Below are 20,433 nucleotides of genomic sequence, written 5' to 3'. Positions count from 1 at the left end.
CCGTTGAACTGGATGAGCCCGCCGTGCTGGCTCGTCGAAGGTTCCACGGACGACGGTGGCGCCCTGTGGGTGGTGACCAACAAGGCCGGCGAAGAACTGCAGATCGCCATCGAAGAGATCGAACACGACTCGAGTCACGAACTGGGAGTCGATCCGGGTCTGGTGAAGGACGGCGTCGAAGCACACCTGCAGGAGTTGCTCGCCGAGCACGTCGAAACACTCGGACCCGGCTACACCCTTGTTCGCCGGGAATACATGACCGCAATCGGCCCCGTCGATCTGTTGTGCCGCAGCGCGGATGGAGCGTCCGTAGCGGTCGAAATCAAGCGCAGGGGAGACATCGACGGCGTCGAGCAGTTGACCCGCTATCTCGAGTTGCTCAACCGCGACCCGCTGCTGGCTCCGGTGACCGGGGTATTCGCAGCCCAGCAGATCAAGCCACAGGCCAAGACTCTGGCCACCGACCGGGGAATCCGTTGCCTCGTACTCGACTACGAGGCACTTCGCGGTACGGAGAGCACCGAGTTCCGGCTCTTCTGAGGCATAGGATCGGACCGTGCCCCGTCGTAAACCACAGCGAAAGAACACCCGCAGAGGGGGGCCGTCGGGCACTTCCGACGGCCCCCTGTTCGGGAGTGCGCTGATGCGGGAAGAATCTGGACCCGCGGGAGATGAGACCGAGCGGTACGTGGTGCGGACCATCCCCGGCGCCCGGGCCACCAAGTTCTACCGGTGCCCTGGTTGCGACCACGAAATCAGGCCGGGTGTGGCCCACTTGGTGACCTGGCCGTCGAATTACGGGGGTGCCGAGGACCGTCGGCATTGGCATACCGGGTGCTGGTCGGGACGCAGCACCCGGGGTCTGACTCGCCGGTGGTCCTAGCTTCCGGTCCTGACGGCTTGCTGCTCCCGCGACTGCGTGTCGATACCGTTCACCGTGGACGAGTCGGCTTCGCGGGTGTGTTGCTCACCGGAATTCTTGCCGGAATTCTTGTCTGACTCGGTGTTCCCGGTCTCGGCCTGCGTGGGCGCAGCACTCTGCACAGACTCGTTGTCGCTCTTGATGTTCGGGCGTTGAGCGGAATTCGAGGCTGCGCTGTCGGCCTGTGCGTCCAGCAATTCGCTTTCGCGGTTGACCGAGGCCAGCATTGCCGGCACGGAGTCGAGCTGTCCGCGAATGCCGAGGAGCTGCGCGAGGATTCGGCCTCGGAGGACGCGTAGTTCTTCCGCGAGTTCCTTGGCGTGAGCGATCTTGCGTTCGGACCGGTCCGTGGCCGACTGCAATCGGCGCTCCGCCTCGTGAGTGGCGTCGGCGAGACGGCGTTCCGCCTCTGCCTTACTGTTCGCCTCGAGCTCGTTGACCGCGGTGATCGTCTTCTCGCGGCGCTCGGCCATCGCGAGGTCGAAGTCTTCCAGGACCTGGGTGCGTCGGAGTTCGGCCTCGGCGGCCAGACGATCCCGCTCGGACCGGGCGGCCTCGACGATGCGCGCGGCCTCGCCGCGGGCTTTCGCCATGGTCTGCTCATGCTCGATCTGGAGAGCTTTGCGCCGGTCCTCGAGTTCGGCGACGAGCGACTCGTACTCTCCGCGGAGCTGAGCGCCCTCCTGCTCGGCGACCGAGATCATCTCGGCGGCATCCGCCTCTGCCTTGGCCCGCACCTCGGAGGCCTCGTCGGACGCGAGCCGCAGCATGCGCGAGATGCGGTCGCTCATGCCTTCCGCTGTGGTGGGTGGCACCGAAAGGCGATCGACGTCCTTGCGCAGGGCGTCGATCTCATCACGCGCTTCGTCGAGCTGTTTCGCCAGGTCCCGGGCCTGCGCCGCCGCGGCGTCGCGGTCGGCGGCAGTCACGCAGAGCTCCGCATCGAAACGTTCGAAGTAGTTGCGTACCTCGTCCCGGTCGAACCCCTTGCGCGCGACGGAGAAGGGAAGGGGAATCGAACCGCGGTCCTGCTCGTTTACCATGCCAGCCAATCTACCGGGACGGAATGAAGGTTGTCTCAGTGCCCGGTGACCGGCTTCGGAGGCTAGTGCCCCGCCGCGGGCTCGACGAGTTCGACGAGAACGCCGCCGGCGTCCTTGGGATGGATGAAGTTGATGCGCGAATCGGCCGTGCCGCGCCGGGGAGCGTCGTAGAGCAACCGGACGCCGCGGTCGCGAAGTTGCACAGAGATGGCGTCGATGTCGGTGACGCGGTACGCGAGTTGCTGCAGTCCGGGACCGGAGCGGTTGATGAACTTCGCGATGGTCGAGTTCTCGTTCAGCGGGGCGAGCAACTGCAGCGCCGTACTGCCCTCGGGCGAGCCGACGACGCTGAGCATGGCCTCACGGACACCCTGGTCCTCGTTGACCTCCTCGTGTGTCGAGATCATGCCGAGGTGCTCGGCGTACCACGCGATGGCGGCGTCGAGGTCGGGCACGGCGATGCCGACGTGGTCGATCGCGGTCACCAGGTCGGAAGACAGCGGCGAGAGAGACTGGATGGGGGACGGATGTGTCATACCACGACGGTAGCGCTACCGTTTCAGTAGTTCTCGTCGGGAGGGGACTTCGGTCGCCCGGCGCCCGCCCGCCCGAATTCGTCGTAACGCACCCGGAGGAAAACCGTGACCAGTTCTGTGATTGTTGCCGGAGCCCGGACCCCGATGGGTCGGCTCCTCGGTTCTTTGAAGGACCTGTCGGGTTCGGATCTGGGTGGCATCGCGATCAAGGGGGCCCTGGAGAAGTCCGGGGTGGCCCCGTCGCAGGTGGAGTACGTGATCATGGGTCAGGTTCTCACCGCGGGAGCGGGACAGATGCCGGCACGCCAGGCGGCGGTGGCTGCCGGGATCCCGATGGATGTGCCGGCGCTCACGATCAACAAGGTCTGTCTGTCGGGTATCGACGCGATCGCTCTCGCCGATCAGCTGATCCGGGCGGGCGAGTTCGACGTGGTCGTCGCCGGTGGTCAGGAGTCGATGTCGCGCGCACCGCACATGCTCGAGAAGTCTCGCGAAGGTTTCAAGTTCGGCGATGTCACGTTGCGTGACCACATGGCCTTCGACGGCTTGTACGACATCTTCACCGACCAGGCGATGGGCGATCTGACCGAGGCCCGGAACCAGGACTCCGATCAGCAGATCAGCCGCGCAGACCAGGACGCCTTCGCTGCGGCCTCGCACCAGAATGCGGCGCGGGCCTGGAAGGACGGTCTCTTCGACAACGAGGTGGTGCCGGTGTCGATCCCGCAGCGCCGGGGTGAGCCGGTGGTCTTCGCCACCGACGAAGGAATCCGCGCCGACACGACGGCGGAGAGTCTCGCCAAGCTTCGTCCGGCCTTCTCGAAGGACGGAACGGTGACCGCCGGAAGCGCGTCGCAGATCTCCGACGGTGCGGCGGCCGTCGTGGTGATGAGCAAGGCCAAGGCCGAGGAACTCGGCCTCGAGTGGCTCGCGGAGATCGGACCGCACGGTGTCGTGGCGGGTCCGGACTCGACGTTGCAGTCGCAGCCGGCGCGGGCGATCGCGAAGGCCTGCGCACGGGAAGGTATCGCTCCGGCGGAACTTGATCTGGTCGAGATCAACGAGGCCTTCGCCGCCGTGGGCATCGCCTCTGCGCGTGAACTCGGCCTCGATCCCGCTCGGGTGAACGTCAATGGTGGCGCGATCGCGGTGGGTCACCCGCTGGGCATGTCGGGTGCGCGCATCACGCTGCATCTGGCGCTCGAGCTGCAGCGTCGCGGCGGCGGTATCGGCGCGGCCGCGCTGTGCGGCGGCGGTGGGCAGGGCGATGCACTGATCGTCCGCGTTCCGAAGGCCTGACCGGACCCCGAACAGCCTGTGGTGGTGTACCTCACACCACTACAGGCTGTCGTAGCCGGTCGTGCACAATGGTTGCCATGGCAAATTTCTTCGATCTCGGCACCACGGCCACGCGTTTCCGATTTGTCGCAGTTCTCGAGGCGTTCACCTGGCTCGGCCTCATCCTCGGAATGGCCTTCAAGTACCTGCCGGCGGACGGCAACGAGATCGGCGTCAAGATCTTCGGCCCACTGCACGGTGGCGTGTTCGTCCTGTACGTGCTGATCGCGCTGTGGACGGCGCGCGCGTTGCGATGGAGCCTGCTGACCACCTTCTGGGCTCTGGTTGCCAGTGTCCCGCCGTTCGGCACCATCGTGTTCGAGGTATGGGCGGCCCGGACCGGTCGGCTGGCGGAACTGTCCGTCTCTCCGGATACGAAGAACGAGCCCTCGTACGCTCGCTGACGCACCCCGGCGGATTCGTCCGGCCCGGTTGCCTGTGCTGGACGAAATCGTGACAAACTGGTTCCTGTGACTCGACCAGGTTCTCGTCCCCCAGCGCGTTCCTCCGCAGTGGCCGCAGCCATGAGCGGGGCAGTCGATCTCTCCGCACTGAAGGAGCGTGCGACGCCACCGCCACCCCCGTCGGCACCCGGCGGCGGTGACGGCACCGCCGCCCCCACCGCTTCCGGTCCGGCCGCCGTCGTCGAAGTCACCGAGGCAACCTTCGAAGCGGAAGTACTCATCCGGTCCCAGCAGGTGCCGGTCATCGTCGACCTCTGGGCCACCTGGTGTGAGCCGTGCAAGCAACTCTCGCCGCTGCTCGAGAAACTGGCAGTCGAGGCAGGCGGCACCTGGGTGCTCGCGAAGGTCGATGTCGACGCGAACCCGCGCATCGCCCAGGCGTTCGGCGTCCAGTCGGTGCCCACCGTGGTTGCCATCGCGGCCGGGCAGCCGCTCGCCGATTTTCAGGGTGCACAGCCCGAACCCCAGCTCCGCCAGTGGCTCGCCGCAGTTCAGCAGGCGGTGGCCGGCAAGCTTTCCGGGCCGCCCGCGGCCGCCGGCGAGGCAGAACAACCCGAGGTGGAAGATCCCCGGTTCGTTGCCGCGGAGACCGCGCTCGACGAAGGCGACCTGGCCGGGGCAGAGGCCGCGTTCCAGAGGATTCTGGACGAGGAGCCCGGCAACACCGAGGCACAGGGCGCCATTCGGCAGGTGCGATTCCTCGCCCGGGTCGAGTCTGCGGATCCCGACTCCGTGGCGGTGGCCGATTCCGACCCCGGCAACGTCGACGCACAGTTCGCGGCCGCCGACATCGAGCTGTACTCCCAGGCGCCGGACGCCGCTTTCGCACGGCTCATCGGACTGATCGCCCGCACCGCCGGCGACGACAGGACCCGGGTACGGACGCGGCTGCTCGAGCTGTTCGAACTCTTCGATCCCGCAGAGCCGGTGGTCATGACCGCTCGGCGAAAGCTCGCCGCCGCGCTGTACTAGCTGTACTAGCGGTAGCGGCCCTCGCAGGCCTGCTCGCCGCCGAGAACCCCGGTCCGGAACGCGTCCACCCGGGAAAACCCGCTCGGTACCGTTTCGCCGTTGACGTCACTGGCCGCGAGCCCATCGGTGAGCAGGCCTGACACCGCTTCGTCGAGATCGCCGGGGGAGAGCCAGACGCTGCCATCCTCCAGCGTCGACGGGTTCTCGGGACTCAGTGCGGTGGTGATCACGCCGGACAGGCAGGCAGCCCGCAGCGCGGTCTCCGGGGAGTGCAGATCGTCCCCGTTGGCCTGCTGCAGCGCCAGTGTGTATCGCGAGGCCAGCAGCACATAAGCGTTGTAGTCGCCCGTCAAGTCGGTCTCGAAGAGCTCCTGCCTGCCGGGACGACCCGGTGTGCCGCGTTCCGCGAGCGCGTCGACACTCACTCCGATGGTGTTGGTGGCCGGGCAGTACGACACCGGCTCCGTCGCGTCGGCATCGGCGCAGTCGAGATCGGCGCCGTCGAAACTCAACATCGGCGGGTCGCTCAGATCGAAGATCTGCTGGAACGAGGTGAAGAACGCTTCCAGTGATTCCTCGGTGACAGGAAGTTCGCCGTCGTCGCTCTCGTCCGCGAATCGTTGTGGTAGGTCGGCCCGGCGCGAGTCGATCTCTTTTTCGTCGATACGAGTGCACGCGACGGGTCCGTCGGTGAACCCGATCTGGGTCGCGGTGACCCGCTCGAACGCCGACCCGTGCACGTTGTCGGGATCGCTGGGATCGCTGTCGCCGATCGCGACTGCGGATGCGAGAACCTTGTTGAGGCCGTCCGAGGTATTGAGCGTGAAGTGGGGGGAGCGGTCCTCGGCGATGTAGCGCATGAAGGCGCCGGCGAAACAGTCGGCCTGCTGCTCGCGGACGATACCGCCCCCGATGTTCTCGTCGGCGATTCCGGCCTTTGTCTGCACCGCGTGCCCGTACTCGTGCGCGAGCACGAACACAGCCGCGACGGTCCCGAACTTCTCGACGACCTCGGGCAGCAGAATCGTGCGATCCCAGCCGATCGTGTGGTCGGTGCTGCAATATCCGGCGTTGAGGAGCTCCCCGGTGGAATCACCGCAGAACCTGGGGCCGTCGGTGGCGCGGGCGTCCCAGGAAATCAATTCCGCGACGGGTTCGAAGTTGCTTCGGAACAGTTCCGGGAACTCGATCTCCCAATAGGACTCGATGTCCTCGACGGCGTTCACGACCATCGTGTCGATCGGCCCGTTGTCGGTGCCGGTGACCGGGCGGACTACATCAGGCACGTTCTTGCGCGCGCCGCTGGGACCCGACGTCGCCTCGAGGCCCGCGACTGTGAAGGGGTCGTCGTAGATCGAGGCTGCTGTGCCGTCGATCGACCGGGCGCAGCCGGACAGAACGGCGGCGGTCAGCACCAGCACGCCCACTCCCACAGCCGACTGCCGACGCCTTGTTAGCAAGGCCGGACCTTCATGAACACCGCACCATCATCCACGCTCCAGACTCATCCAGATCGCTCCGTTGGCGGGCAACGCCACCTCGGCGGAGGCGGGACGCCCGTGCCACGGCTGCGACTTCGCCGTGACCGTACCGAGGTTTCCCCATCCCGAACCGTGGTAGATCTCGGCGTCGGTGTTGAGAATTTCACGCCATCGGCCGGGTTCTGGCAACCCCACCCGATAGTCGGCATGCGGTGATCCCGAGAAGTTGAACAGACACGCCACGATCGATCCGTCGGTGCCGTACCGGAGGAAGCTCAGAACGTTGTTTGCGGTGTCGTTGGCGTCGATCCACGAGTACCCACCCGGCGAGGTGTCCAGTGTCCACAGCGCGGGATGCTTCCGGTACGTGGCGTTGAGGTCGCCGACCAGGCGGAGCAGGCCGCGGTGGAGTCCGCCTGGCTGCTCCTGGTCGAGCTGGAACCAGTCGAGTCCCCGTTCCTCCGACCACTCGCGGATCTGTCCGAACTCCTGCCCCATGAACAGCAGCTGCTTGCCGGGATGGGACCACATGTACGCCAGAAGGCAACGGATCCCGGCGGCCTTGACGTAGTCGTTTCCCGGCATCCGGGTCCACAGCGTGCCCTTGCCGTGCACGACCTCGTCGTGGCTGATGGGCAGCAGGTAGTTCTCGCTCCACGCGTACATCAGGGAGAAGGTGATCTCGTGATGGTGATAGCTGCGGTGCACCGGGTCGTGTGCGAGGTACCCGAGTGTGTCGTGCATCCACCCCATGTTCCACTTCATGCTGAAACCGAGACCACCGACGTTCGTCGCCCGGGTCACTCCGGGCCAGGCCGTCGATTCCTCGGCAATGGTGACCACCCCGCGGTGATGCTTGTGCACGGTGGCGTTCATCTCCTGCAGGAACGCCACCGCCTCGAGGTTCTCGCGCCCGCCGTGAATGTTGGGTGTCCACCCGCCCTCCGGCCGCGAGTAGTCGAGATACAGCATCGACGCGACGGCATCCACCCGTAGTCCGTCCACGTGGAACTCGTCGAGCCAGAACAGTGCGTTGGCCACCAGGAAGTTGCGTACCTCGCGACGCCCGAAGTCGAAGATGTAGGTACCCCAGTCGAGCTGCTCACCGCGCTGCGGGTCGCTGTGCTCATACAGCGGTGTGCCGTCGAATCGGGCCAGAGCCCACTCGTCCTTGGGGAAGTGCGCGGGCACCCAGTCGACGATCACCCCGATCCCGGCGGCGTGCAGATGGTCGACGAACCAGCGGAAGTCGTCCGGTGAACCGAACCGCGAGGTCGGCGCATAGTAGGAGGTGACCTGGTACCCCCACGAACCGCCGAACGGGTGCTCCGCGACCGGCAGGAGTTCGATGTGCGTGAATCCGATCTCGGTGACGTACACGGCGAGCTGTTCGGCGAGTTGACGGTAATCCAACCCCGGGCGCCACGATCCGAGATGCACTTCGTACACGCTCATCGGTGACTGTGCCGGCTCCGTCTCGGCGCGCTGCGCCAGCCATGCGGCGTCCTGCCACTCGTACGTGCTCACCGACACCCGGGACGCTGTTGCCGGCGGGACCTCGGTGGCGAACGCCATGGGGTCGGCCTTGTCGCGCGCCTGTCCGTCCGGCCCGTGGACGCGGAACTTGTACAGCTCGCCCGGTCCTATGCCGGGAACGAACAACTCCCACACGCCGGTGGAACCGAGGGCACGCATCGGGAAGCTTCGGCCGTTCCAGCCGTCGAGATTGCCGATCAGTGCCACCCCGCGTGCGGCGGGTGCCCACACGGCGAACGACGTGCCGGTGACGATGCCGTCCGGGGTTTCGTAGCTGCGCAGGTGTGCGCCGAGGATTTCCCACAGGCGTTCGTGGCGACCCTCGCCGAACAGGTGGAGGTCGAGGTCGCCGAGGGTGGGCAGGAACCGGTAACCGTCGGCGGCGGTCACGACGTTGCCACCCGGCCACGTCGTTCTCAACCGGTAGTCGATCAGCTCGCGATACGGGACCAGCGCACCCCATACACCGTTCGCGATGTGCTCCAGGGGAAAGGCGGTGCCGCCGATGACGGCGTCCACCGCCTCCGCGTGTGGACGCAGGGCTCGAATGATGGTGCCCTCGGGGTGCGGATGTGCACCGAGCACCGAGTGCGGGTTGTGGTGCACACCGCGTGCCAGCAGGTCGAGGTCTTCGTCGTCGGGTGCGATCGTCCGGGGTTGTTCGACGGCCACTATGCACCTCCTCGGTAGGCCAGGGTCATCCTGGCCGGATAGGGGATAGAAGGTAATGCCAGGATATGGGCCACCGCGCGCCACGGTTCCAGGCGCACGAAGTTCGCCTGCCCCCACTGGTACTGCTCGCCGGTGACCTCGTCGAGCACAGTCAGATGGTCCTGCCAGTCGCGGCCGAGGGCGGGCATGTCGAGCCACACAGTTCCCTGTTCCGCGGCGTAGGGATTGAGGTTTATCACCGTGAGAACGGCGTCCCCGGTGGTCGGGTCGAACTTGGAATAGGCGATCAACGCGTCGTTGTCGACGTGGTGGAAACGAAGACTACGCAACTGCTGCAGCGCAGGGTGGCGGCGCCGGATCCGGTTGAGCGCCGTGATCCACGGTTCGAGGGATTCGCCGCGCGCCAGCGCGCCCTCGAAGTCGCGGGGGCGCAGCTGGTACTTCTCGGAGTCGAGGTACTCCTCGCTGCCCAGTTGCAGCGGAACATGTTCGTAGAGTTCGTATCCCGAGTACACGCCCCATGTGGGGGCGAGGGTGGCGGCCAGTGCGGCGCGGATCGCGAACATACCCGGACCGCCGTGTTGCAGGCTCTCGTGCAGGATGTCGGGGGTGTTGACGAAGAGGTTGGGCCGCGCCTCGTCGGCCCTGGCCGCGATCTCGTTGCCGAACTCGGTGAGCTCCCACTTGGCGGTCCGCCAGGTGAAATAGGTGTAGGACTGGGTGAACCCGCGCCGGGCCAGTCCGTACAACCGCGCCGGACGGGTGAACGCCTCCGAGAGGAACAGCACGTCGGGGTCCGTCTTCTTCACCTCCGCGATCAGCCACTCCCAGAAGTCCGGCGGCTTGGTGTGCGGGTTGTCGACCCGGAAGATCTTGACCCCGGCCGCCACCCAGTGCCGGACGACCCGCAGGACCTCCGCGTAGATTCCTTCGCGGTCGTTGTCGAAATTGACCGGATAGATGTCCTGATATTTCTTGGGTGGATTCTCGGCGTAGGCGATGGTTCCGTCGGGAAGGACGGTGAACCATTCCGGGTGTGTCTTCGCCCAGGGATGATCCGGTGCACACTGCAGGGCGAGGTCGAGGGCCACCTCCAGGTCGAGCTTGCGGGCCGCGGAGACGAAAGACTTGAAATCCTGCAATGTCCCGAGCCGGGGGTGCACCGCGTCGTGACCGCCCTCGTGCGAGCCGATGGCCCACGGTGAGCCCACGTCGTCCGGTCCGGGGGTGAGAGTGTTGTTGGGGCCCTTCCGGTTGATGAAGCCCACCGGGTGGATAGGCGGCAGATAGACCACGTCGAATCCCATTGCGGCGATGCGGGGAAGGGCGGCCGCGGCCGTGGCGAACGTGCCGTGTCGTGGATTCCCGTTTTCGTCCCGGCCACCCGTCGATCGCGGGAAGAATTCGTACCAGGACCCGAACAGGGCGCGGCGGCGATCGACCAGGACCTGGTGCGCTTCACTCCGGGTCACCAGTTCACGCAGTGGGTGTGCGCGCAGCAACTCGGTGACGTCGGAGCCGAATGCCGGAGCCACCCGCGCCGGCAACTGCCGGTCCGAACGCAGCGAGGCAGCGACGGCGATCAGGCGGGACCGGTCGGTGCGGCGCACATTCTTGGCGGCCCGCTCGAACAGTCGCGCACCGATCTCGAGATCGTTCGCCAGTTCCACGTCGCCCTGTCCGACAGCCAGCTTTGCCTCCACCGCGTGCTTCCAGGTGGTGATCGGATCGCCCCAGGCCTCGATGCGGAAGGTCCAGATGCCCTCGTCCGTCGGTGTGAAGTAGCCGTCGACGGTGTCGGGCACCGGCCCGGCCGTCATCGGAATCCGGAAGGTGGCGGAGCCGGTGGCCTGTGCGCCCCGCGGTCCGCGCACGGCGAGCGTGGCAGCCACGGCATCGTGGCCCTCGCGCCATACCGTGGCCCGCACGGGAAACACCTCACCTACAACGGCCTTGGCCGGATAACGTCCTGCCGAGATGTCGGGTGTCACGTCGTCGATACCGAGTCGACCTGTCACAAAGGGCTCCGTTCCATAGCCGGAAGTTGCCGGCGACGCTGCGGCCGGTCGCCGATTCAACCGTAATGGAGCGAACGGTTTCGTGTTCGTATTGGCGTTCACCGGGCCGTCGCGGATACCACACCACGACGAAGCCGGTTGTACGTTATGGTTCGCGAGGTGAAAGCCTTGCGTCGGTTCACTGTCCGAGCCCATCTTCCCGAGCGCCTTGCTGCCCTCGGGCCGCTGTCCACCAATCTCCGCTGGTCCTGGCATCCCGCGACGCAGGAGCTGTTCGCCATGCTCGACCGGGATCTGTGGCGCCAGGCGCGGTTCGATCCCGTCCGCATGCTCGGTGAGGTCGACCCCGCCCGGTTGGACGAGCTGGCCGAGGACGCGCCGTTCCTCGCGCGTCTCGATGCCGCGGCGGCCGACCTCGACGACTACCTCTCGCGGCCGCGGTGGTACCAGAAGCAAGTGGACAAGGGCGTCACACTCGGCGGTGGAATCGCCTACTTCTCAATGGAGTTCGGAGTCAGTGAAGTACTGCCCAACTACTCCGGCGGCCTGGGAATTCTGGCCGGCGACCACCTCAAGGCCGCCTCGGACCTCGGACTACCCCTGATCGGTGTCGGTCTGCTGTACCGGTCGGGCTACTTCCGGCAGTCGCTGACCGCGGACGGATGGCAGGTGGAGCACTATCCGGCGCACGACCCGCAGGGGCTGCCGTTGCGATTGCTCACGGAGTCGGCCGACGGTGCACCGGTGCTGGTGCACGTCGCGATGCCCGGTGGCCGGGTACTACGGGCACGCGTATGGATCGCTCAGATCGGACGGGTGCCGCTGCTCCTCCTCGACTCCGACATCGCCGAGAACGATGCCGAGATGCGTGGTGTCACCGACAGGCTGTACGGGGGTGACCAGGACCACCGCATCAAGCAGGAGATCCTGGCGGGAATCGGCGGTGTGCGCGCCGTGCGCGCCTACACCCGGGCGTCGGGACTGCCCGATCCCACGGTCTTCCACATGAACGAGGGGCACGCAGGGTTCCTCGGGATCGAGCGGATCCGCGAGTTGGTGACCGCCGACGGCTTCGATTTCGACGCCGCCCTGGCCGCGGTTCGTGCGGGCACGGTCTTCACGACCCACACACCGGTACCCGCCGGGATCGACCGGTTCCCCGCCGACCTCGTGCGGCACTACTTCGGTGGTGACAACGGGATGAACGAGTCGTCCCTGCTGCCCGGGCTGACGATCGACAGGATCCTCGGTCTGGGTGGCGAGCAGGACCCGGCGGTGTTCAACATGGCACATATGGGTCTGCGCCTCGGCCAGCGCGCCAACGGGGTGTCCCAGCTGCACGGCATCGTCAGCCGTGAGATGTTCAGCCCGCTGTGGCCCGATTTCGACGTCGACGAGGTCCCGATCGGGTCGGTGACGAACGGGGTCCACGCGCCCACCTGGGCAGCTCCGGAGTGGATGGATCTGGCAAACCGAACCCTGGGACCGGAAATGGTCGAGGAGGCGCGCGGCTGGGAACGGCTGCAGGAGCTGCCCGCAGAGGAATTATGGTCTACCCGTAACGATCTGCGCGCGAAGCTGGTTGCCGAGGTGCGGCGCCGCGTGCGCGCATCGTGGATCGAGCGCGGCGCCACCGCTGCGGAGCTGGGATGGACCGATGCGGTGTTCGATCCGGGTGCGCTCACGGTCGGGTTCGCGCGCCGGGTACCCACCTACAAACGGCTCACCCTCATGCTGCGGGACCCCGACCGGCTGCGGGCACTACTTCTCGACGAGCAGCGCCCTGTCCAGTTGGTGGTGGCCGGCAAGAGCCACCCCGCAGACGACGGCGGCAAGGCACTCATCCAGCAGGTCGTGCGCTTTGCGGACGAAGCCGACGTCCGGCACCGGATCGTGTTCCTGCCCGACTACGACATGTCGATGGCGCGTTACCTGTACTGGGGTTGCGACGTGTGGCTCAACAACCCGCTGCGTCCCCTCGAGGCCTGTGGCACCTCCGGCATGAAATCGGCGTTGAACGGCGGCCTCAATCTCTCGATCCGCGACGGCTGGTGGGACGAGATGTTCGACGGGGAGAACGGCTGGGCGATCCCCACCGCCGACGGCGTGGTCGACGAGGTGCGGCGCGACGACCTCGAGGCCAGCGCCCTGTACGAACTGCTCGAGCGGTCCGTTCTCCCGCGGTTCTACGACCGGGACGCGGAAGGCCTGCCCGTGCACTGGGTCGAGATGGTGCGCCACACGCTGAAGAATCTGGGGCCCAAAGTGCTCGCCTCGCGGATGGTGCGAGATTACGCGGTCCAGTACTACGCACCTGCCGCAGCCTCGGCCGGGACGGTGACCGCCGACAACTACGCCGGCGCCCGTGAACTCGCGGAGTATCGCCGACGCGTCCTCGCCGCCTGGCCGTCCGTCACGGTGCTCCAGGTCGACGGCTGTGGTCTGCCGGACACGCCGGAGATCGGGGCGAACCTGTCGTTGCGCGCGTGGGTGCGGCTCGGTGAACTGTCCGTGTCGGACGTTGCCGTGGAGGCCGTGATCGGGCGAGTCTTCGCAGACGAGCAGCTCACCGACGTGGTGACCGTGCCGATGACGCACCAGCGGACGGACGAGACGGGGGAATTGTTCGCCGCCGATACGGCGCTGCCGCTGTCCGGCTCGGTCGGGTACACCGTGCGCGTACTCCCCAAGCACCCCCTGCTGGTCGAGCCTGCAGAGCTGGGTCTGGTGACGCTGCCGAATCCGTGACGACTAGGCGGATCCTGCCGGAGCGGCGGGTGCGGGGGGTCCTTTCGAGATCTCGAGGTCTCGGCGGCGGAATCCTTCGATGCCCAGCATCGTGAGCACGAGCGCAGTGGCCGACAGGAACACGATCGGGAGGGCTTCGAATTCGTCTGCAGGCAGAGCAGGCGTGAAATGGAATGGGGACAGCAGACCGAACCAGTCCGGGAGGACTCGGCCGAAGATCTCGGTGGCCAGCACGTACGCCAGATATCCCCATATCGCGGGCAGCGCGCGCGGGGCATGACCGTACATCCACGTGCACAGTCCGACAACGCAGAACAGGGCCGGTAACAAATTCAGGGACGCGCCCACCAGACGGGGGAGAACGCCTCCGTCCGACTGCGTCAGTGCAGCCGCGACGCCCATCCCGATGGCCGATGCCACCATGATGCCGATTGCTGACACCGTGATCACCCCGACCTGCGCGACAAGCCACTGTGTGCGCGACGTCGGTGTCGACAGAACGAGGTCGGTGCGGCCCGACCTCTCCTCGCCGCGAATCGAGACGACGGCGTCCAGCACGTACATCGCCGCCGCCACCGTGAGGAACATCGAGGAGTGGAAGTCGTCGACGGAATGTCCCGAGAACCCCAGCGGAAGTGACAGCGCGACCGTTCCCGCGGCCCATCCCAGCATCCGGTCGCGTTGCCGGTGGGCCGCCGACGCGGTCACTCCGGTCAGCCGCTCAGTCGCCTCGGTTCGGCCACGCCGCGGCGGCAGCAGTCCCGCACCGAGGTCGCGTCTGCCGGCGGCCGTGTACGCGCACGCCAGCAGGATGGCTGAGGCCGCTACCCCGAGCATCAGTGGCCACCAGCGTTCGTCGACATAGGCGCGCGTGGCCTGCGCCCAGCCGATCGGACTCGCCCAGCTCAGCAAGCTTCCGCTCTCGGGCTGCGCCGCATCTCCCACCGCGCGCAGCAGAAATGCGGCCGTCACCGCAAGGACACCGAATGTGTTTGCGGTCCGGGCACGGTCGGCGAGCTGGGACATGAAGGCAGACAACGCCGTGAACACCAGGCCGACCGTCAGCACCCCGGCGGACAGGTTCAGCGATCCCACCGGGGGAAGCCCCACCGCCAGCAGGCCGATGACCAGCAGCAAGGCGACGAACAAGTTGGCGAGTGCCGCCGGGAGCACACCGGCGGTGATACCGGCGTGCCGTCCCGCCACACCGGCGATCAACTCGGCGCGTCCGGCCTCCTCGGCGGCACGCAGATGCCGGGTCACCAGGAGGACGGACATGATGGCCGCGCCCACCATCGTCAGGCCGGCGATCTCGTTGGCCACCATCGCACCGAGGGTGTAATCGCCCAGTCCGTAGCCGGGTCCCGACAGCGCGGTGCCTGCGGCCGACGACGCGATCGCGGCCCGTGACCCGCGCGATTCGGCTGTCGGGTAGAGGGTTCCGTAGCCGGACGACACGAGGACGGTCAGGCCTGCGACCGCAACCGTCCAGACCGGTATCCGGATTCGGTCGGCGCGCACCGCCGACTCCGTGAGCGCCGCCGTCCCGCTCAGTGCGCCTGCCGTCCCGCTCAGCACGCCTGCCGTCCCGCTCAGTGTGCCCACCGGCCCGAACCGATCGCGAGTGCATCGATTTCCTCATGGTACTCACGGAGAAACAGGTCCTCGAGGGTCGGCGGATTCGCGGTGATCGACACGATGCCCAACCCGGTCAGCGTGGTGAGGACGGGATCGATCTGATCTGAGTCCACGTCGAATGTCACCGTGTGCGCGTCCGCACCCTGTCGCAGGTTGTGTACTCCTGCAACGGTCGCGATGGGGCTCGGGCGGATGCGGGTGGTGGCTGTGATCGTGGTGCGCATGAAATGCCTGAGTTCCGAGAGGTTTCCGGCCTGCACGGTCTTGCCGCTCCGGATGATCGTCACGCCCCGGCACAGCGCGTCGACTTCGGTCACGAGGTGACTGGACAGCAGCACCGTGCGTCCTTCGCTCGCGAATTCACTGAGGCACTCCTGGAAGACCGCTGCCATCACAGGATCCGCACCCGACATCGGTTCGTCCAGGATCAGCAATTCGACGTCGGCGGCGAAGGCGGCGACCAGCGCCACCTTCTGCCGGTCGCCCGGTGAATAGGTGTCTCCTTTGCGGGTGGGGTCGAGTGCGAAACGCTCGATGAGGAATTCGTGACGGACACGATCGAGGCCGCCGCGAAGCCTGCCCAGGAGATCGATCGCCTCGCCGCCCGAGAGGTGGGGCCACAGATTCACCTCGCCCGGAACGTACGCGAGACGTCGGCGCAGCGAAGCCGGACTCCGCCACGGGTCGGTGCCGAGGACGGACGCCGTGCCACCGTCGGCGCGGAGCATGCCGAGCAGTATCCGGAGGGTTGTGGTCTTACCGGAACCATGGGGTCCGAGTATTCCGTGGACCTCACCCGCCTTCACCTCCAGATCGAGGCCGTCGACGGCGTGGACGTCACCGAATTTCTTGGTCAGTCCGCGAGCTGAGATGGCAAGGTGCATCGGTCGAGCATAGGGTGCGGTCCGGCACGCCCGCCGAGTCAGTCGGAGCCGGCGGGGGAGCGGGAGTCGCGGATTCTGCCGAGCGCTTTGCGCACGACTTCCGGATCGGTGGTCTCCCAGAACGGGGGCAGCGATGCGCGGAGATAGCCGGCGTACCGAGCGGTCGCCAGTCGCGGGTCGAGGACCGCCACCACCCCCTTGTCGTCGACACTGCGCAGCAGCCGGCCCACGCCCTGCGCAAGCAGCAGAGCGGCATGATTCGCTGCGACGGAAAGGAATCCGTTGCCCCCGCGGGACTCGACGGCCTTCTGCCTCGCGACGAGCAGAGGATCGTCCGGCCGCGGAAACGGGATCCGGTCGAGGATGACGAGACTCAGCGAGGGGCCGGGAACGTCGACACCCTGCCACAGCGACAGCGTGCCGAAGAGAGACGTGGGCTCGTCTTGCGCGAAGGCACGCACAAGTGCGCCGGTGGAGTCGTCGCCCTGACAGAGAATGGGGGTGTCGAGCCGCTCCCGCATGGCCTCGGCGGCAGCCTTCGCTGCCCGCATCGACGAGAACAAACCGAGAGCGCGGCCGCCCGCAGCTTCGATCAACTCGGCGATCTCGTCGAGGTACGACGGCACGAGGCCGTCGCGTCCCGGCGGGGGAAGATGCTTGGCGATGTAGATGATGCCGGCCCGGGCATGATCGAACGGGGATCCGACGTCGACGGCGTTCCACCTGAGCGTGCTCGCGTCCGACGGCGCCTCGGCCCCGGTGGCCATGGCCGGGTCGATCACCACCGACGACTCGGCCGGAAGGCCCCAGTTGACCGCAAGACCCTCGAACGAGCCGCCGACCGTGAGGGTGGCGGAGGTGAGGACCACGGTGGACTCGGCGAACAGGCGCGAGCGCAGCAGACCGCCCACGGACAACGGTGCCATCCGGACCACACGGCGCACCGAACCGCGGCTCTCGTCGGCCGCCAGCCACACGACGTCCCGGCGTTTGGCGGGATCGGGCTCGTCGAAGGCGCTCAATACCCGCACGGCGCTGTCGTGTACTTCCTCGACCGCGGCGAGCGCCGTATTGCGTGCCGCGGCAGCTTCGGGATCGCTCAGCGCCATCCCGGGACGGGACGGTCCGATGGCCGTTCGCAGCGCCCATGCGGCGTCGCGCACAGCAGCGAGGGCGGGGGCGGCACCCGGCGGCAGGGCCTCCCACCGTTCGGGGCGTAACTCCTCGAGGAGTGCGGCCCAGCCCTCACCCGCGGCCTCGAGACGATCCGCGTCCTGTTCCTCGACGAGCTTGACGCATCGACGGGCCGCGGCACTGATCGTGGACGCCGCGAGTTCCGCGGTGGCAACGTTCGTGACCCGGTCGACCAGCTCGTGCGCCTCGTCGATGACGACCACGTCGTGTTCGGGCAGGATCGCGATGCCGGTGATCGCGTCGATGGCCAGCAGTGCATGGTTGGTGACCACCACATCTGCTCGGGAGGCTTCCGTGCGGGCACGTTCCGCGAAGCAGTCCTCGCCCACCGGGCAGCGCGACTTCCCGAGGCACTCGCGGGCGGTGACGCTGACCTGACGCCAGGCCTTGTCGCTGACCCCGGGCACGAGGTCGTCGCGGTCCCCGGTCTCGGTGTCCGACGACCATTCGGTGAGCCGCTGCACCTCACGCCCGAGGCGGGAGACCGCGAAGGGATCGAACAATTCGTCCGTCGGCGGCTCCTCGGACGCCCCGGTGTGGATCTTGTTCATGCAGAGATAGTTGCCCCGGCCCTTGAGGATCGCGAAGTGCGGACGCCTGCCGAGGGAGCCCTCGAGCGCGTCGGCCAGCCGCGGCATGTCCCGGTCGATCAGCTGACGCTGCAGGGCGATGGTGGCAGTGGAGACGATGACCGTTTTTCCGGTCTGCACGGCGTGCCGCACACTGGGGACGAGATACGCGAGCGACTTGCCCGTGCCGGTCCCGGCCTGCACCGCCAGGTGCTCCCCGGTGTCGATCGAGTGCGCGACTGCGGAGGCCATCGTCAGCTGGTTGGAGCGCTCGGCACCGCCCAGAGACCGCACCGCCGTGCGCAGCAGTTCGGGGACGTTCGGCAGGTTTTCGGGCACGCGAGCAGGTTACTCGGGGCCTACGTCAGAAATCGTCACGCGGTCCGGCGGCGCATTCGGATCGCGACCCTCGAGGCACACCCCGGCCGCTCGCATGGCGTCGAGTGCGACCGCGGCGGTGGCAGGGGACACCCCGGCGGTGAGGGGGAGGAGAACCCGCGTTCGGAACCCGGACGCCACGGCGTCGAGTGCGGTGGCCCGCACGCAAGGGTCGGTCGTCAGGCCGGCTATATGCACCTCCCCGATACCGGCGCGGCGCAGCCACTTCTCCAACTCCAGGCCGTCGGAGTTCTTTCCCTCGAAGCCCGAATAGGCCGCTGCGAACTCACCTTTCGAGAAGACGGACTCGACAGCGCTCAGGTCCAGGGCCGGATGAAATTCCGCGCCCGCCGTGCCGGATCTGCAGTGCACCGGCCAGGTGTCCACGAAGTCCGGGTTCGTCGAGAAGTGCGAGCCCGGATCGATGTGGTGATCCCTGGTGGCGACGATCGCGTCGTATTCGCTCTCGGCGAGGAAGCGGCCGATCGCGGCGGCAACGGCGGATCCGCCCGCGACGGCGAGCGATCCGCCCTCGCAGAAGTCGTTCTGTACGTCGACGACCAGTAGTGCTCGCCTGATGCGTGTGACGACTTCCTCGCTCATCGTGTCCTCCCTGACGCAGCGAACCCACCCGTGGCGGTGTCGGCGAAGCGGACAGGAACCGCAGGCTCGCCCCGCGACAGCTTCAGCCCGTCCCAGGGCAGACTGCCCAGACCGGCGGCCAGCAGGGCTCTGCTTGCCTCCAGAGTATCCGCGTCGGCAGCAGGTTCGCCGCCCCGAATCAGCGGCACGAGAAGCGCATGTGCGGCGAGTTCGCCCGGATCGGGTGTCTCTGCGTGCGCCGGGTACACGACCTCCTCCACGAGGGTGCCGGTGTCACGGGCGAAACGCACCGCCCGCTTGGTGCCGCCCCGCGACGCCTTGTGGCTGCTGCGTTTCTCCACCGGAAGTCCGTCCACCTCAACGAGCTTGTACACCATTCCCGCGGTGGGGGCGCCGGAACCTGTGACGAGGGAGGTTCCGACGCCGTAGACGTCGACGGGTTCGGCGCGCAACGACGCGATGGAGTATTCGTCGAGGTCACCGGACACGACGATCTTGGTTCCGGTGGCACCGAGGTCGTCGAGCTGGCTGCGGACCTGCCGGGCCAGGATCCCGAGGTCACCCGAGTCGATCCGGACGCCACCGAGTTCTGTTCCGGCTACGGCGACCGCCGTGTTCACCCCGGCCGTGATGTCGTAGGTGTCCACGAGGAGAGTCGTCCCCACACCGAGTGCGTCGATCTGCCCGCGAAACGCTGCTGCCTCGTCGGGCCCGTCCGGTGTCGTGTGGAGCAGCGTGAACGCGTGGGCGCTGGTGCCCGCACCCGGTATGCCGTGCCGGCGCACCGCCTCGAGGTTGGAGGTGGCGGCGAAGCCTGCCAGGTACGCCGCACGCGAGGCCGCTACCGCGGATTCCTCGTGGGTCCGCCGCGAGCCCATCTCGATCATGGGCCGGCCGTCCGCGGCACTCACCATGCGTGCCGCCGCGGACGCGATGGCACTGTCGTGATTGAGGACTGACAGAACCAGCGTTTCGAGCAGGACGCACTCCGCGAATGTTCCGCGCACGGACAGAATGGGGGAGCCGGGAAAGTAGAAGTCGCCCTCGCGATAACCGTCGATGTCTCCGGTGAAGCGATAGTCCCGCAACCACTTCACGGTCGCGGCGTCGAGGAAACGGGACACGACATCGATTTCCGCGTCGCCGAAGCGGAAGTTCGCCAGCGCCGCGATCAGCCGTCCGGTGCCCCCGACGACGCCGTACCGGCGACCGTCGGGCAGTCGCCGGGCGAACACCTCGAAACTGCAGCGACGATTCGCGGAGCCGTCCGCCAGAGCAGCCGACAGCATCGTCAGCTCGTACATGTCGGTGAACAATGCAGAGGAACCGGCGCCCGGCTGTGCGGCGGATACGGAATCTGTGGTCACACTTCACGACCCTATGCGGTGCAGCGTTCGATCGAGGGGCTCACCGGCTGCGGTGTCGCGGTCCGCAGAG

16 protein-coding genes are annotated in these 20,433 nt (G+C 67.3%); 6 read left to right on the top strand and 10 right to left on the bottom strand.

Annotated elements, in window-relative coordinates; translation table 11 throughout:
- Together nucS and WAW17_RS21380 are read left to right on the top strand one after the other, a co-directional pair.
- The coding region (gene nucS / locus WAW17_RS21385; protein WP_422334915.1) for an endonuclease NucS at positions 1 to 540 on the top strand (540 nt) is incomplete at its 5' end.
- 16 nt (positions 541 to 556) lie between these two features.
- Positions 557 to 883, top strand: coding sequence for an ATP/GTP-binding protein (locus WAW17_RS21380; RefSeq protein ID WP_422334914.1), 327 nt, complete (start codon positions 557 to 559; stop codon positions 881 to 883).
- Here the strand turns inward: WAW17_RS21380 and WAW17_RS21375 are convergent.
- Together WAW17_RS21375 and mce are read right to left on the bottom strand one after the other, a co-directional pair.
- Positions 880 to 1,965: a hypothetical protein gene (locus WAW17_RS21375; protein WP_422334913.1), complete on the bottom strand. Its 1,086-nt coding sequence runs from the start codon at positions 1,963 to 1,965 to the stop codon at positions 880 to 882. The genes WAW17_RS21380 and WAW17_RS21375 overlap by 4 nt on opposite strands.
- 62 nt (positions 1,966 to 2,027) lie before the next feature.
- A complete protein-coding gene (gene mce / locus WAW17_RS21370; RefSeq protein WP_422334912.1) occupies positions 2,028 to 2,501 on the bottom strand; it encodes a methylmalonyl-CoA epimerase in 474 nt (157 codons plus the stop codon).
- A 105-nt stretch (positions 2,502 to 2,606) separates the two neighbouring features.
- Here mce and WAW17_RS21365 point away from each other — a divergent pair, with 105 nt between their 5' ends.
- The 3 genes from WAW17_RS21365 to WAW17_RS21355 all read left to right on the top strand — a co-directional run bounded on the left by WAW17_RS21365 (position 2,607) and on the right by WAW17_RS21355 (position 5,275).
- The gene (locus WAW17_RS21365) at positions 2,607 to 3,800 is read left to right on the top strand and encodes an acetyl-CoA C-acetyltransferase (protein WP_422334911.1); all 1,194 of its coding nucleotides are present in this window, start codon (positions 2,607 to 2,609) and stop codon (positions 3,798 to 3,800) included.
- 68 nt (positions 3,801 to 3,868) lie between these two features.
- Positions 3,869 to 4,243, top strand: a complete 375-nt coding sequence (locus tag WAW17_RS21360; protein ID WP_422334910.1) for a DUF3817 domain-containing protein — start codon at positions 3,869 to 3,871, stop codon at positions 4,241 to 4,243.
- A 120-nt stretch (positions 4,244 to 4,363) separates the two neighbouring features.
- The gene (locus WAW17_RS21355) at positions 4,364 to 5,275 is read left to right on the top strand and encodes a tetratricopeptide repeat protein (RefSeq protein WP_422334909.1); all 912 of its coding nucleotides are present in this window, start codon (positions 4,364 to 4,366) and stop codon (positions 5,273 to 5,275) included.
- Between the two features lie 5 nt (positions 5,276 to 5,280).
- Here the strand turns inward: WAW17_RS21355 and WAW17_RS21350 are convergent, their stop codons facing one another.
- The 3 genes from WAW17_RS21350 to WAW17_RS21340 are packed head-to-tail and all read right to left on the bottom strand — an operon-like array spanning position 5,281 to position 10,982.
- Positions 5,281 to 6,702, bottom strand: coding sequence for a neutral zinc metallopeptidase (locus WAW17_RS21350; RefSeq protein ID WP_422334908.1), 1,422 nt, complete (start codon positions 6,700 to 6,702; stop codon positions 5,281 to 5,283).
- A 60-nt stretch (positions 6,703 to 6,762) separates the two neighbouring features.
- Positions 6,763 to 8,964 (bottom strand): 1,4-alpha-glucan branching protein GlgB, encoded by a 2,202-nt coding sequence (gene glgB, locus WAW17_RS21345; RefSeq protein WP_422334907.1) that lies wholly within the window; start codon positions 8,962 to 8,964, stop codon positions 6,763 to 6,765.
- On the bottom strand, positions 8,964 to 10,982 hold the full coding sequence (locus tag WAW17_RS21340) for a maltotransferase domain-containing protein (protein WP_422334906.1): 2,019 nt from the start codon (positions 10,980 to 10,982) through the stop codon (positions 8,964 to 8,966). Before WAW17_RS21340 ends, glgB begins: the two co-directional genes overlap by 1 nt.
- A 159-nt stretch (positions 10,983 to 11,141) precedes the next feature.
- Here WAW17_RS21340 and glgP point away from each other — a divergent pair, with 159 nt between their 5' ends.
- Positions 11,142 to 13,730, top strand: coding sequence for an alpha-glucan family phosphorylase (gene glgP / locus WAW17_RS21335; RefSeq protein ID WP_422334905.1), 2,589 nt, complete (start codon positions 11,142 to 11,144; stop codon positions 13,728 to 13,730).
- A 3-nt stretch (positions 13,731 to 13,733) separates the two neighbouring features.
- On the opposite strand, the gene WAW17_RS21330 is transcribed toward glgP, so the two are convergent.
- The 5 genes from WAW17_RS21330 to WAW17_RS21310 are packed head-to-tail and all read right to left on the bottom strand — an operon-like array spanning position 13,734 to position 20,363.
- Positions 13,734 to 15,326 (bottom strand): ABC transporter permease, encoded by a 1,593-nt coding sequence (locus tag WAW17_RS21330; RefSeq protein ID WP_422334918.1) that lies wholly within the window; start codon positions 15,324 to 15,326, stop codon positions 13,734 to 13,736.
- On the bottom strand, positions 15,323 to 16,252 hold the full coding sequence (locus WAW17_RS21325) for an ATP-binding cassette domain-containing protein (RefSeq protein WP_422334904.1): 930 nt from the start codon (positions 16,250 to 16,252) through the stop codon (positions 15,323 to 15,325). Before WAW17_RS21325 ends, WAW17_RS21330 begins: the two co-directional genes overlap by 4 nt.
- 38 nt (positions 16,253 to 16,290) lie before the next feature.
- Complete coding sequence (locus WAW17_RS21320) at positions 16,291 to 18,354, bottom strand: ATP-dependent DNA helicase (protein WP_422334903.1); 2,064 nt, start codon at positions 18,352 to 18,354, stop codon at positions 16,291 to 16,293.
- A 9-nt stretch (positions 18,355 to 18,363) separates the two neighbouring features.
- The gene (locus WAW17_RS21315) at positions 18,364 to 18,996 is read right to left on the bottom strand and encodes an isochorismatase family protein (RefSeq protein ID WP_422334902.1); all 633 of its coding nucleotides are present in this window, start codon (positions 18,994 to 18,996) and stop codon (positions 18,364 to 18,366) included.
- Complete coding sequence (locus tag WAW17_RS21310) at positions 18,993 to 20,363, bottom strand: nicotinate phosphoribosyltransferase (protein ID WP_422334901.1); 1,371 nt, start codon at positions 20,361 to 20,363, stop codon at positions 18,993 to 18,995. The genes WAW17_RS21315 and WAW17_RS21310 overlap by 4 nt, the downstream gene beginning before the upstream one ends.
- Between the last annotated feature and the right edge of the window lie 70 nt (positions 20,364 to 20,433).

Origin of the sequence: Rhodococcus sp. (in: high G+C Gram-positive bacteria) (assembly GCF_049286785.1) — a bacterium.
GTDB lineage: Bacteria > Actinomycetota > Actinomycetes > Mycobacteriales > Mycobacteriaceae > Rhodococcus_F.
The sequence above is the reverse complement of the archived record's forward strand: the minus strand, read 5'-3'. Positions and strand labels throughout refer to the sequence as shown.

Coding starts and splice junctions, on each gene's coding strand:
- WAW17_RS21315 (WP_422334902.1), bottom strand. CDS start 18,996: ATGAGCGAGGAAGTCGTCACACGCATCAGGCGAGCACTACTGGTCGTC.
- WAW17_RS21375 (WP_422334913.1), bottom strand. CDS start 1,965: ATGGTAAACGAGCAGGACCGCGGTTCGATTCCCCTTCCCTTCTCCGTC.
- WAW17_RS21360 (WP_422334910.1), top strand. CDS start 3,869: ATGGTTGCCATGGCAAATTTCTTCGATCTCGGCACCACGGCCACGCGT.
- mce (WP_422334912.1), bottom strand. CDS start 2,501: ATGACACATCCGTCCCCCATCCAGTCTCTCTCGCCGCTGTCTTCCGAC.
- WAW17_RS21325 (WP_422334904.1), bottom strand. CDS start 16,252: ATGCACCTTGCCATCTCAGCTCGCGGACTGACCAAGAAATTCGGTGAC.
- WAW17_RS21355 (WP_422334909.1), top strand. CDS start 4,364: ATGAGCGGGGCAGTCGATCTCTCCGCACTGAAGGAGCGTGCGACGCCA.